11 protein-coding genes, 1 tRNA gene and 1 pseudogene are annotated in these 12,827 nt (G+C 72.5%); 11 read left to right on the top strand and 2 right to left on the bottom strand.

Annotated features, from left to right (window positions below):
* Nucleotides 1–48: 48 nt before the first annotated feature.
* Nucleotides 49–1,094 (bottom strand): annotated as a pseudogene (locus GA0070604_RS28200) (glutathione S-transferase family protein).
* Nucleotides 1,095–1,188: 94 nt separating this feature from the next.
* Between GA0070604_RS28200 and GA0070604_RS28195 the strand changes: the two are divergent.
* The 9 genes from GA0070604_RS28195 to GA0070604_RS28155 all read left to right on the top strand — a co-directional run bounded on the left by GA0070604_RS28195 (nt 1,189) and on the right by GA0070604_RS28155 (nt 10,686).
* Nucleotides 1,189–1,620, top strand: coding sequence for an ester cyclase (locus tag GA0070604_RS28195; protein ID WP_091125255.1), 432 nt, complete (start codon nt 1,189–1,191; stop codon nt 1,618–1,620).
* A 111-nt stretch (nt 1,621–1,731) separates the two neighbouring features.
* Nucleotides 1,732–2,319 carry a NuoI/complex I 23 kDa subunit family protein gene (locus GA0070604_RS28190; RefSeq protein WP_091125253.1) on the top strand — a complete coding sequence of 196 codons (588 nt, stop codon included), beginning with the start codon at nt 1,732–1,734 and terminating at the stop codon, nt 2,317–2,319.
* The gene (locus GA0070604_RS28185) at nt 2,316–2,942 is read left to right on the top strand and encodes an NADH-quinone oxidoreductase subunit J family protein (protein ID WP_244162101.1); all 627 of its coding nucleotides are present in this window, start codon (nt 2,316–2,318) and stop codon (nt 2,940–2,942) included. The genes GA0070604_RS28190 and GA0070604_RS28185 overlap by 4 nt, the downstream gene beginning before the upstream one ends.
* On the top strand, nt 2,939–3,289 hold the full coding sequence (gene nuoK / locus GA0070604_RS28180; RefSeq protein ID WP_091125250.1) for an NADH-quinone oxidoreductase subunit NuoK: 351 nt from the start codon (nt 2,939–2,941) through the stop codon (nt 3,287–3,289). Before GA0070604_RS28185 ends, nuoK begins: the two co-directional genes overlap by 4 nt.
* Before the next feature lie 11 nt (nt 3,290–3,300).
* A complete protein-coding gene (locus GA0070604_RS28175) occupies nt 3,301–5,247 on the top strand; it encodes an NADH-quinone oxidoreductase subunit 5 family protein (RefSeq protein ID WP_167363636.1) in 1,947 nt (648 codons plus the stop codon).
* The gene (locus GA0070604_RS28170; protein WP_091125246.1) at nt 5,244–6,752 is read left to right on the top strand and encodes a complex I subunit 4 family protein; all 1,509 of its coding nucleotides are present in this window, start codon (nt 5,244–5,246) and stop codon (nt 6,750–6,752) included. The genes GA0070604_RS28175 and GA0070604_RS28170 overlap by 4 nt, the downstream gene beginning before the upstream one ends.
* Nucleotides 6,753–6,783: 31 nt before the next feature.
* The gene (locus GA0070604_RS28165) at nt 6,784–8,247 is read left to right on the top strand and encodes an NADH-quinone oxidoreductase subunit N (protein WP_091125242.1); all 1,464 of its coding nucleotides are present in this window, start codon (nt 6,784–6,786) and stop codon (nt 8,245–8,247) included.
* A gap of 151 nt (nt 8,248–8,398) precedes the next feature.
* A complete protein-coding gene (gene htpX, locus GA0070604_RS28160) occupies nt 8,399–9,277 on the top strand; it encodes a zinc metalloprotease HtpX (RefSeq protein ID WP_091125237.1) in 879 nt (292 codons plus the stop codon).
* A gap of 149 nt (nt 9,278–9,426) precedes the next feature.
* Nucleotides 9,427–10,686: an MFS transporter gene (locus GA0070604_RS28155; protein ID WP_091125233.1), complete on the top strand. Its 1,260-nt coding sequence runs from the start codon at nt 9,427–9,429 to the stop codon at nt 10,684–10,686.
* Nucleotides 10,687–10,976: 290 nt separating this feature from the next.
* On the opposite strand, the gene GA0070604_RS28150 is transcribed toward GA0070604_RS28155, so the two are convergent.
* Nucleotides 10,977–11,471, bottom strand: coding sequence for a YajQ family cyclic di-GMP-binding protein (locus GA0070604_RS28150; RefSeq protein ID WP_091125230.1), 495 nt, complete (start codon nt 11,469–11,471; stop codon nt 10,977–10,979).
* Nucleotides 11,472–11,618: 147 nt separating this feature from the next.
* On the opposite strand from GA0070604_RS28150, the gene GA0070604_RS28145 reads away from it, so the two are divergent.
* Nucleotides 11,619–11,702 (top strand) — tRNA-Tyr (locus GA0070604_RS28145).
* A 918-nt stretch (nt 11,703–12,620) separates the two neighbouring features.
* On the top strand, nt 12,621–12,779 hold the full coding sequence (locus GA0070604_RS32805) for a hypothetical protein (RefSeq protein ID WP_167363374.1): 159 nt from the start codon (nt 12,621–12,623) through the stop codon (nt 12,777–12,779).
* Nucleotides 12,780–12,827: the final 48 nt, after the last annotated feature.

Here is a 12,827-nt window from a genome sequence, read left to right as displayed (position 1 = left end):
GGGTCCCCTTCTTAACGCCTCCGGTAGAGAAGGGGACCCTTCTCACACTCAGCCGATGGGCAGTGGGGTGTGGGCGGGGTCGACGGGTTCGAGCGGGGGTGGGGCGGGGTGCCGTCGCCGAACGGGCGGCCACCGAGCGCCTCCCGGCCGTGCGGGGTGAGCCAGTTCGACAGCTCCGGACCGAGCGGCACCACCCCCGTCGGGTTGATGTCCCGGTGCACCTCGTAGTAATGCCGCTTGATGTGGTCGAAGTCGACCGTGTCACCGAAGCCGGGGGTCTGGAACAGGTCCCGGGCGTACGCCCAGAGCACCGGCATCTCGGTGAGCTTCTGCCGGTTGCACTTGAAGTGGCCGTGATAGACCGGGTCGAAGCGGACCAGCGTGGTGAACAGTCGCACGTCCGCCTCGGTGATCGTGTCGCCGACCAGATAGCGCTGTCCGGCCAGCCGTTCGCTGAGCCGGTCCAGCCGGTCGAAGAGCCGGTGGTACGCCTTCTCGTACGCCTGCTGGCTGCCGGCGAAGCCGCACCGGTAGACGCCGTTGTTCACGTCCGCGAAGACCGCGGCGTTGACCTCGTCGATCTCGGCGCGTAGCCGCTCTGGGTAGAGGTCGGGCGCCCCCTCGCGGTGGTACGCCGCCCACTCCGTGGACAGGTCCAGGCTCATCTGCGCGTAGTCGTTGGTGACCACCTGGCCGGTCGGTACGTCCACGATCGCCGGCACGGTGATGCCCCGCTCGTACCCGGGGAAGCGCTTGAAGTAGGCGTCTGCCAGCCGCTCGATGCCGAGCACCGGGTCCCGCCCGCCCGGGTCGAGGTCGAAGGTCCAGCTCCGCTTGTCGTGGGTCGGGCCGGCCACCGCCATCGAGATGGCATCCTCCAGGCCGAGCAACCGGCGGACGATGATCAACCGGTTGGCCCACGGACAGGCCCGGCTCACCGCGAGCCGGTACCGGCCGGGCTCCACCGGCCAGCCGGTCCGCCCGTCGGCCGTGATCCGGGTGGCGATGTAGCGCTGATCCCGGGTGAACTCGCCGCCCGGCTCGACGTACCTGCCGCCGGTCCGGTCCAGGATCTCGTCGCTGCTCTCGGTCACTGCGTCACCTCAATTCGCTGTCGTCCCGTCCCATCATTGTCGTCGCGGGCCGGTCCGGCAGGCCCGGCGCAACCGTCGGCGATAGGCTGCCGCGGTGACCGATGTGGAGGCCGTAGCCCGACGCTTCATCGCCGACGTGTGGAACGCGACCCGCGAGGAGACCGCGTACGAGCTGGTCGCCGAGGACTGCCCGGGGTTGGGCGGCACCGGCCCGGCGGGCACGCTGGCCTGGCATCGGGAACGGCGGGCGGCCTTCCCCGACCTGCGCTACAAGATCGTGGACGTGGTGGCCTCCGGTGACCGGGTGGCCCTGCACTGGCGGGCCGCCGGCACCCAGGCCGGGCAGTTCGGCCCGGTGCCGCCGACCGGCCAGGTGGTCAGCTACTCGGGGGCGACCTTCCTGCGCTTCGACGACAACGGCCGGATCGTGGACGTGTGGAGCGTCAACGAGCTGTTCCAGGTCCTCCAGCAGCTCGGCGTGGAGATGATCCCGCCCTCGCCGGGGTTCACCGCGACCGGCGAGTGATCCGGCGGGCCGTCGACGATCCGATGACGCGCCCGCCCCACAGCCACCCGAGCCACCGCGGTCCCGCAATACGCCGGGTGGTGGTCGCGCCCGCCGATGGCACAGGGCAGGATGGGCGACATGAGCGAGCGGAGCGGCGTGCCAGGCCAGGGGTTGGTGAAGGGGCTGGCGGTCACGCTGAAGACGATGACCCGCCGTTCGACCACCCAGCAGTACCCGGACGTGGCTCCCGAGCTGCCACCCCGTAGCCGCGGGGTGATCGCGCTGCTGGCGGAGAACTGCACGGTCTGCATGCTCTGCGCCCGGGAGTGCCCGGACTGGTGCATCTACATCGACTCGCACAAGGAGGAGGTGGCGGTGCCCGGCGCCGCCCGCCCCCGCCAGCGTAACGTGCTCGACCGGTTCGACATCGACTTCTCGCTCTGCATGTACTGCGGCATCTGCGTCGAGGTCTGCCCGTTCGACGCGCTCTACTGGTCACCGGAGTTCGAGTACGCCGAGTACGACATCAAGGACCTGCTGCACGACAAGGACCACCTGGGCGAGTGGATGGCCACCGTACCGCCGCCGCCGGCCCACGACCCGCACGGCGACCCGTCCAAGGAGGAGACCACCGCCGCCCGCAAGGCCGCGGCCCCCGCCGCGCGTCCGGCCCCTTCCCGGGTACGCCCCGAGCAGGGCGGAGGCGCTGCCTCATGACCGGTGCGGACGTGCTGCTGCTCGCCCTGGGCGCGGTGGCGGTGGGTGCCGGCGCGCTGGTGGTGGGCACCCGGCACCTGGTCCGGGCCGGCCTCTGGCTGGTGGTCTGCCTGGGCGCGCTGGCCGGCGACTATCTGGTGCTCACCGCCGAGCTGGTGGCCTGGGTGCAGGTGCTGATCTACGTCGGCGCGGTGGTGGTGCTGTTGCTGTTCGCGGTGATGCTGACCCGGGCCCCGATCGGCGCCTCGGACGACCTGGACCGGCCCGGCTGGCCGGCCGCGCTGATCGGCGGCGGCAGTGGGCTGGGCCTGGCCGTGCTGCTGGTCGACGCGTTCCGCTGGTCCCGGGTCGAGTTGCCCGCCGCCGGCACCGCCGAGCGTCTGGGCGAACAGGTGTTCCGCTCCTGGGTGCTGCCGTTCGAGGTGCTCTCGGTGCTGCTGCTCGCCGCGCTGGTCGGCGCGATCGTGCTCTCGCGTACCGACATCGGCCGTCCCGGCGCGGCCCGGCCGGACCCGGCCGGTGTGGCGCCGCCCGGTCCGTTCCGTCCCCGACCGGCCGACGCGCCGGCGGCCGGTCCGTCCGGCGTGGCGGTCCCGGCCGCCGATGAGGGCGGGCGCCCGTGAGGCCGGTCGTCCCGTACGTCACCGCCGCGCTGCTGTTCGGTCTCGGCGTCTACGGCGTGCTGCGGCGTCGTAACGCCGTCCTGGTGCTGATGGCCGTCGAGTTGATGTTGAACGCCGTCAACCTGATCCTGGTCACCGCGGACACCACGGTCCGGGCCCAGCTTCCGCACGCCGGCCAGGTGTTCGCGCTCTTCGTGATCGTGCTCGCCGCCGCCGAGATCGGCGTCGGGCTGGCCATCGTGCTCCAGCTCTACCGGCTGCGGGCCAGCGTCACCGTGGACGACGTGCCGCTGACCGAGCCGGCGCCGCAGCCGGCGGCCAGGAAAGGTGACGAGGTGTCGCGGTGAGTGACGGGACCATGGTGACCGGCGCGACCACCTGGCTCGCGCCGCTGCTGCCGGCCGTACCACTGGCCGCCGGTCTGCTCGGCCTGCTGCTGCCACCGTCTCCGCGCGACCACGCGCTCGGCGAGACGCGGTCGCGCCGGGCGGCGATCGCCCTCGGCGTCACCGGTGCCGCCGCGGCGCTGCTGATCGCGCTCGTGCTGCTGATCCGCACCGACCACCTCGTCGAGTCCGGCACGACGTGGGTCGACCTCGGCGGGCTCCGGGTCACCCTCGGCTACCGGCTGGACGGGGTGGCGGTGCTGGTCGCCACCGCGGTGACCGCGGTGGCCCTGGCCGTGCAGGTCTATTCGATCGGCTACCTGAAGCGCGGCCCGCACGACGACGTCGACGTGGACCACCGGTACCCGCCGTACTCGGCGCAGATCAGCCTCTTCACCGCCGCGATGCTGACCGTGGTGGTTTCCGGCGACCTGATCCTGCTGCTGGTCGGCTGGGAGGTGATGGGCATCTGCTCGTATCTGCTCATCGCCCACGACCGGCGGCTGCCGGAGGCACCGGGGGCCGCGGTGAAGGCGTTCCTGGTGACCCGGGTCGGTGACGTCGGCTTCCTGCTCGGTATCGCTCTGCTCGGCGTCGGCGCCGGCAGCTTCCGGATCGCGGACGTGCTGGCCCACGACTATTCGACCGGTACGCTCACCGCCGCCTGCCTGCTGCTGCTCGCCGGGGTGGCCGGCAAGAGCGCCCAGTTCCCGCTGCACACCTGGCTGCCGGACGCGATGGCCGGCCCCACGCCGATCTCCGCGCTGATCCACGCCGCCACCATGGTCGCCGCCGGGGTGTACGCGGTCGCCCGGCTCTACCCGCTGTTCGAGCGCGCCCCGGTCGCGCTGGCCGTGCTCGGGGTGATGGCCGCGGTCACCCTGCTGCTCGGCGCGCTCGCCGCCACCGCGCAGGACGACATCAAGCGGGTGCTGGCCTGGTCGACGGTCTCCCAGATCGGCTACATGACCGGGGCGCTCGCCGTCGGCGCGCCCACGGCGGCGCTGTTCCACCTGCTCACCCACGCCGCGTTCAAGGCGCTGCTGTTCCTCGCGGCCGGCGCGGTGATCCACACCGTCGGCAGCACCCTGATGTCCCGGATGGGTGGCCTCCGGTCCGGCATGCCGGCCACCTTCTGGTGCATGCTGGTCGGCCTGGGCGCGCTCGCCGGGGTGCCGCCGCTGTCCGGGTTCTGGAGCAAGGACGGGGTGCTCGCCGCCGCTGAGGTCGCCGCGCTGCACGGCGGCGGCCCGGGCTACGCCTGGGTGGGCTGGCTGGTGTGGCTGGCCGGGCTGCTCGGCGTCGCGATCACCGCCTGGTACGCCACCCGCCTGCTGCTGCGTACCTTCTTCGGCGCCGCGCGCAGCCCGCTGGTCCGCCCGCATGATCCACCGGGGGTGATGCGCTGGCCGGTGCTGCTGCTGGCGGTGCCGGCCGCGCTGCTCGGCCTGGCCGCCTTCTGGACGCCCTTCACCGATCGGATCTTCGCGCCGGTCACCGAGGCGGAGCTGACCGATTTCGGCACCTCGCTGGTCCACGTCGGCACCGCCCTGGTGCTGGCGTTGGTGCTGCTGCTGATCGGGGTGGGCGTGGCGTGGTTCGGCTGGCGCCGCGACCCGGCCGCCGACCCGGCGCGCTTCCTGGGCCCGCTGCGGCCGGTCTTCGCCCGGGCGTTCCGGCTCGACGACGTCCAGCACACCCTCGTGGTACGCCCGACGACCGCGCTGGCCCGGGCCGTGCGGGCCGGGGACGAGCGGGGGGTCGACGGCCTGGTGGAGGGGAGCGGTCGGGCCGCCGTGGGGTTGGGCGGCGGGCTGGCCGCGCTGCACCGGGCGGCCCTGCCGCGCGCGGCGGCCGGCGTGCTGGCCGGTGCGCTGCTGATCGGCCTCGCGGTCGCCCTGATCGGAGTGACCTCATGACGTTCGGGCAGTTCCTGCTGGTCGCGGTCCTGGCGGTGCCCGCTGTGGGCGCGGTCGCGGTGGCGGCCACCCCGGGCGACCGGGCCGGCCGCCTGGTCGGCACCGTCGCTGCCGCGCTGACCCTGCTCGCCACCCTGCCGCTGGTCGGCGGCGGTGACCGCGGCTGGTTCCGCTACGGGCCGACGCCCGGCGTGCTCCCCTGGCACGAGCTCGACCTGCCCTGGGTGCCCGGCCTGGACCTGCGCTTCCACCTCGGGGTGGACGGCATCTCCTGGCCGTTGGTGGTGCTCACCGCCCTGCTCACGCTGCTCTGCTGTGGGTACACGCTGTGGCGGGTGCCCGAAGGCGGCGGCAGCGGTCGGGCGCTGGTGGCGTTGCTGCTGGTGGTCGAGGTGGGCATCCTGGGCACCTTCCTCGCCCTCGACCTGGTGCTCTTCTTCCTGTTCTTCGAGGTCGTGCTGCTCCCGATGTACGCGGTGATCGCCGGCTGGGGTGGCGACGACCGGCGGCGGGCGGCCCGCAAGTTCGTCCTCTACACCCTGTTGGGCTCGGTGCTGCTGCTGGTCGGCGTCTACCTGGTGGTCACCACCGCGGGCACCGCCGACCTGGTCGCGCTGACCGGCGGGACCGGGCTGTCCCGGGGCACCCAGCTCGCCGCGTTCACCCTGCTGGCACTGGCCTTCGCGGTGAAGAGCCCGCTCTGGCCGCTGCACTCCTGGCTGCCCGACGCGCACACCCAGGCGCCCACCGTGGGCAGTGTGATCCTCGCCGGGGTGCTGCTGAAGATGGGCACGTACGGCCTGATCCGGGTGGCGGTCGGGGTGGCTCCGGAGGGCGCCCGCTGGGCCGCCCCGGTGCTCGGGGTGCTGGCCGTCGCGGCGATCCTGGTCGGTGGCCTGGTCTGCCTCGCGCAGGACGAGCTGAAGCGGCTGATCGCGTACTCCAGCGTCGGGCACATGGGTTTCGTGCTGCTCGGGATCGCCACGCTCACCGCCACCGGGTTGCAGGCCGCGCTGATCGGCAACATCGCGCACGGCGTGATCACCGGGCTGCTCTTCTTCCTGGCCGGGGCGATCAAGGACCGTACCCACACCGGGGCGCTCGCCGAACTGTCCGGGCTGCGGGAGACCGCGCCCCGGCTGGCCGGGCTGCTCGGCTTCGCGGCGGTCGCCTCGCTCGGGCTGCCTGGGCTGGCCGGCTTCTGGGGCGAGGCGTTCGCCGTGGTCGCCGCCGTACGGCGGGGCGGCCCGCTCTGGACCACGCTCGCGGTGCTGGCCGCGTTGGGTGGGGCGCTGGCCGCCGCGTACCTGCTGCGGCTGCTGCGCCGGGTGACCCACGGCCGGCCCAGCCCGGCGGTCGGGCGGGTCGCGCCGGGGCTGGCCGGGGCGGAGTTGACCGCCTGGGCACCGCTGGTGCTGCTCGCCCTCGCCGTCGGCCTGGCCCCGGCGCTCGTCCTGTCGTACGCCTCCGGACCGGTCGACGCCCTGCTGGGGGTTCTCCGGTGAGGCCCGCAGTCGTGACCGAAGGTGAGCCCGGATGAGTCTGGTGCAGAGCGTGGACCATGTGGCGCTGCTGCCGGCGTACCTGGCCGCCGGCACGGCCGTGCTCGTGCTCCTGGCCGACCTCCTGGTGGCCCGCCCCGCCGTCACCGTGGCGGTGGCGGCGACCGGCGCGGCGGCCACCGCGCTCGGCGCGGCCCTGGCCGGTACGGGCGGCGAGCGGCGTACCTTCTGCGTCGCCGCCGACTGCTCCTACGTCTACGGCGGCCGGGCCGCCCTGGTCGGGGCGGTTTTCGCCCTGCTCACCCTCGGTGTGCTGGCGCTCTCGGGCCCGCTGCTGCGGGCCGGCCGGATCCCGGTGGGAGAACACTGCTTCCTGCTCGCCTGCGCGATGACCGGCGGCGTGGTGCTCGGCGCGGCCGGCGACCTGATCACCCTGGTCGTGGCGTTGGAGACGCTCACCCTGCCGCTCTACGTGCTGGTCGGGCTGCGCCGGGGCAGCCTGGCCGGAGCCGAGGCGGCGGTCACCTTCTTCGTGGTCAGTGTGGTGGCCACCACGGTGACCCTGCTCGGTGCGGCACTGCTCTACGCGGTGACCGGCGGCCTGCACCTGGACCGGCTCGGCGTCACCCTGGCCGCCGACGCGGAGCTGTGCGACCTGCCGCTCACCACGGTCGCCGTGGCGCTGGTGGTGGCCGGGCTGGCGTTCAAGGTCGCCGCCGTCCCGTTCCACGCCTGGGCCCCGGCCACGTACGACGGCGCGCCGCTGCCGGTGGCCGCGTACCTGTCGACGGCGTCGAAGCTGGGCGGGGTGGTGGCCCTGCTCGCGGTGGTGCAACGGGCGCTGCCGGCCACCGTGACCGGGCCGGTGCTGGCCGGGTTGGCGGTGCTCACCATGACCGTCGGCAACCTGGTGGCGCTGCGTCAGCGGCGTACCGTCCGGCTGCTCGCCTGGTCCTCGGTGGCCCAGGCCGGCTACATTCTCGCCCCGCTGGGCGCGCTCGCGCTGGCCGCCGGCCGCACCGCTGACGCCCGCGCCGAGGCGTACGCGGCGGCCGTCGCGTACGCCGTCTTCTTCGTGTTGCTGGAGCTGGCCGCCTTCGCGGCGCTGGTGGCGTTGCGCCCGGCGGACGGCGACGGCGGCACCCTGGCCGACCTGCGCGGCGCGGCCCGACGGCATCCGTGGATGGGTGGCGCGTTCGCGCTCGCGCTGGTCGGGCTGGCCGGCCTGCCACCCGGCCTGGCCGGCCTGTTCGCCAAGGTGACGGTGGTCCGCGCGCTGCTGGCCGGGCACGCGGGCTGGCTCGCCCTGGTGGTGGCGCTGAACGCGGTACTCGGCCTGGCCTACTACCTGCGCCTCGCTGCCACCCTGTACGCGGCGCCCGGCCCGGCCACGGCCCGCCCGGCGCGGATGGTGGTCGTGGCCCTCGGGGCCGCCACCGCCCTGGCCGTGGTGGTCGGCTTCGCTCCGCAACTCGTCCTGGATCTGGCCGCCCGCTGACCGGCGTTTTGTCCCTCCGTGCGCAGACGGCACAGCCGGCTCACAGAGATTCCCAGCCAACTTTCAGCCATGGGCAGGATGGTTGACGGGTACCGGTGTTGTTGAACCGGTCAGCGGCCCTCGCGCGGGTCCGCGCACCGAAGGAGCGATCGTGCATCACAACCGTCTGAAGACCGCAGCGCTGCTCGGCCTGTTGACCTCGCTGATCCTCGCGGTCGGCTACTGGTTCGGTGGGAGCGGCGGCCTCGTCATCGCCGTCGTCGTCTCGTTGCTGATGAACGGCGTCACCTACTTCTACTCCGACAAGCTCGCACTGCGCTCGATGGGGGCGCAACCGGTCAGCGAGGCAGAGTTCCCCGAGCTGTACCGGATGGTCCGCGAGCTGTCCACCCAGGCGGGCCAGCCCATGCCCCGCCTCTACGTGAGCCCCACGTCGCAGCCCAACGCGTTCGCCACCGGGCGTAACCCGCAGCACGCGGCGGTCTGCGTCACCCAGGGCATCGTCGAGATCCTCGACTACCGCGAGCTGCGCGGGGTGATCGGCCACGAGCTGTCCCACGTCTACAACCGGGACATCCTCATCTCCAGCGTGGCGGCCGGGCTGGCCGGCATCATCACCATGCTGGCGAACCTCGCCTGGTTCATCCCGCTGGGCTCCTCGGACGACGAGGACGGCCCGAACCCGGCGGTGCTGCTGCTCACCATGATCCTCGGCCCGATCGCGGCCACCGTGATCCAGCTCGCGATCAGCCGCAGCCGCGAGTACCAGGCCGACCAGTCCGGCGCCGAGCTGAGCCGGGACCCGCTGGCCCTGGCCAGTGCCCTGCGGAAGATCCACATGGGTACCCAGATGCGCCCGCTGCCGCCGCAGGGTCAGCTCACCAGCACCGCCCACCTGATGATCGACAACCCGTTCAAGCGGGGTGGCGGTGTCGCGGCCCTGTTCTCCACCCACCCGCCGATGGAGCAGCGGGTGGCCCGGCTGGAGCAGATGGCCCGCAACGCCGGCCCGGTGCAGTTCCAGCGCTGACCGACCTGGTCTCCGCCCGCGTCCGACAGCCGGACGCGGGCGGAGCCGTTTTCGACCCGGTGTGAGCGAGCCGACCACCTCCAGGATGAGCTGGGGCGTTAGGGTCGGAAGGTATTCCACCCATTACCTGTCTCCTCGGAGGTGTACCCGTGCGCGCTCTGCGCCAGTATCTGGGCGTCTGGCGGATTCCCGGCGCGCCGATGCTGCTGATCCTCGGCATCATCGGCCGGCTCGGGATCGGCATGACCCCGCTGGCGCTGCTGCTCGTGGTGCAGGGGGTGACCAACCGGTACTCCCTCGCCGCGGTCGCGGGCGGCATCTACGCACTCTCCGGCGCCGCGCTCAGCCCGGTCGCCGGGCGGGCCGCCGACCGGGTCGGCCCCACCCCGGTGCTGCTGGTCACCGCCGTCGCCCACCCGCTCGCCCTCTTCGGGCTGCTCTGGGCCAGCCAGTCCGGGGCCGGCAGCCTCGCCCTGATCTACGTGGCCGCCGGGGTCGCCGGGGCCACCTACCCGCCGCTGACCGCCGCCATCCGCGGCGCCTGGAACGACCTGACCACCCCCGCCTCCGGCCGGGCCCACCTGCGCAACACCGCGCTCGCCGCGGAGACCTCGCTCTTCGAGGTCGTCTTCGTGCTCGGCCCGCTGCTGGTGGCCGGGTTCGTCCTGTTCGCCGACGCCGCCGCCGCGCTGGTCGGGGCGGCGGTGGTCACCCTGGTCGGGACCACCGCCGTCGCGCTCGGCCAGGTGATGCGCAACTGGCGCCCGCACCCGCACGAGCACCAGGCCAAGGGGCTCGGCCCGCTGCGGGTCGGTGGCTTCCCGGCCCTGCTGCTCTGCGTCGCCTGCATCGGCATCGCGTTCGGGGCCGCCGGGGTGACCGTCCCGGCCTTCGCCGGGAACGCCGCCGCCGACGACCCGGAGAGCCTCGCCGGCGTGCTGCTCGCCGTCTGGGGCATCGGCAGCGCCGTCGGGGGCTTCTGGTTCGGCGTACGCCGGCCGGCCGCCAACATGACCCGCCAGTTCGCCTGGCTGCTCGCCGCCGTCGCGGCCAGCTTCGCCGTGTTCGCGGTGATGCCGACCCCGTCCGCGCTCGGCGTGGCGCTGGTGCTCGGCGGGGCCACCATCGCTCCCGCGCTGACCCTGGAGAACACCCTGGTCGGCCGGATCGCCCCGGCCGGCATGCTGAACGAGGCGTACACCTGGGTGGTCACCATGTCGGTGGCGGCGAGCGCCGCCGGGGGCGCGGTGGCCGGGCTGATCGTCGACCACGCCGGCGGCGTACCCTGGGCCTTCCTCTTCGCCGGGGCGGCCGTCGCCGTCGGGGCCGGGGTCGCCGCGCTGCCCGCCGGCCCCATCGCCCGCGCCGAGGCCTCGACGGTACGCGTCGAACAGCCGGTCGCCGCCTGACACTCAGCCGCCCGGACCCACGCCCCGGCTGCCCGAGGATCAAAGGCAGCCGGGGCGGGTACGCCGCCCGGCATGTTCGTCTTCTTCTCGAACCGGATCGGCTGTCTCGGCTCGATCCTGGTCAGCGCCATCCTGACGGTGATCCTGCTGCTGGTCTTCGCGCGCTGAGCCGTCGACCTGTTGAGCAACTCGGTGTGCGGCATGTTGGGGCCAATCCCGACCGCGAGACCACCCTTTGCCGCACACCGAGTTGATCACCGGGGCTACCGGGGACTATTTCCCGAGAACCCTCAGCGGTAGTTGGTGAACTGAAGGGCGACGCCGAAGTCCTCGCCCTTCAGCAGCGCGATGACGGCCTGGAGGTCGTCCTTCTTCTTGCCGGTGACCCGAAGCTGGTCGCCCTGGATCTGGGCCTGGACACCCTTCGGGCCCTCCTCGCGGATCTTCTTGCTGATCGCCTTGGCCTTGTCCGAGTCGATGCCCTGGATCACCTTGGCGTCGATCTTGAAGACCTTCCCAGACGAGCGCGGGTCGCCGGCGTCCAGCGACTTGAGCGAGATGTTCCGCTTGACCAGCTTCTCCTTGAAGACCTCCAGGGCGGCCCGGACCCGCTCCTCGGTCTCCGCCTGGAGGCTGATCGCCTCCTCGCCCGCCCAGGAGATCTCCGCACCGGTGCCGCGGAAGTCGAACCGCGTCGCGAGCTCCTTCTCCACCTGGCGGAGGGCGTTGTCGACCTCCTGCCGGTCGACCTTGCTCACGATGTCGAACGACGGGTTCGCTGCCATGCTCATGCTCCTGCTGTCCGGCGGTCTGTCCTGGTCCGTCCCCCGCTGACCAGCGGTGGGACCCCCTGACGGTACCCGGTTGCGAGAGGCCCGGGGGTAACCGCTATCCTTGCTTCCGCTGCCGCGTTACACGCGGTGGCACGCCCTGGCGGGTTGCCCGAGCGGCCAATGGGAGCGGACTGTAAATCCGTCGCGAAAGCTACAGAGGTTCGAATCCTCTACCCGCCACCAGGTGCGAGAACGGCCCCGTGAGCTGCGAAAACGCGCTCCGGGGCCGTTGTCGTTCAGTCGAGCGCAGTCCAGTCCGATCGGTCGGCGGTTACCGGGACGAAAGCGGAAACATCGATCTCGGCTTCGGGGTTCGGTCACGCTGACCTGCCACCCGATCAGCCGGCATCCGTACGCTGCGGACGACGGGGGCTCGGCGTCTTGGCGATCAAATCTAGACCCGTCGCACGGCGCGTCCGCAGCTCGTCGGGTTTCTGCTCGGGCTCGCGTGGGGCGTTGGGCTGTGGTTGGGCTGGTCCGACAAGGTCACGTCGCTGCTCCTCGCCGCCGGATCGTTCCTGTTTCATGCGCCGGCCGCCGTCGCCGCCCGGCGGGAGAGGGCACCCAGGCCACCGAAGTCCGCCGAGGAGGTTCTGAGGTGGTATCCGAAGTGGTGGGCCTGACACCGAGCTCTGGAGGCTGGCCAGGGCCGGCGATCAGGTCGGGTACGACCTCGACCCCGGACGCCTCGGGCAGCGCTCCTCACACCGCTCGTTCTGGGTAGCGGATCGACGCAACGTCGGCAGGCCCGTTCGGTGACCGAGGAGTGACGTCCGGGTCTGGTTTCGGGCGTGATGCATGTATGGTGACCTATGGCTGGGTGCGGGGGGTCTTGCCGGAGCGTGTCCGCGGTAGGGCTACTCAGCGTGATCCTTGAGGCTGATGATCGATTTGGGGTTTAGGTCGGAACCCGCAGTAGGTGAACCAGTCCGTCGACCCGGCAGGGCCCTGATCTGGCCAGGTGTGCCGCAGGGTGTGGGCCGAACGACGGAACCTGTCCAGCTCCCCGTGTCGGGCGGGGTTCCAGCGCTTTTCTATGTGCGAGCCCTGTGGCACGATCGTGGAACCCTAACCCCGTGACGCTCGCCGACAGGAGTAACCATGTCTGGTCGACGGTTGGGCCGGCTGCTTGGCTCGGTCCTCGCGATCGCCGCCGCTGCGGCTATCGGGTTCAACACCGGGCACCACAACGGCGTGGCTGGTCGCTACTCGAATGCGGACTTCATCTGGACCGTCGCACCCGCCGACAGGGGTGTCTGACTGACGCGGGAAGACGTCTGACGGGCAAGGAGCCTGCAGATCCGTAGC

The organism is Micromonospora eburnea (assembly GCF_900090225.1).
Lineage (GTDB): Bacteria > Actinomycetota > Actinomycetes > Mycobacteriales > Micromonosporaceae > Micromonospora > Micromonospora eburnea.
This window is presented reverse-complemented; position numbering and strand designations above follow the sequence as displayed.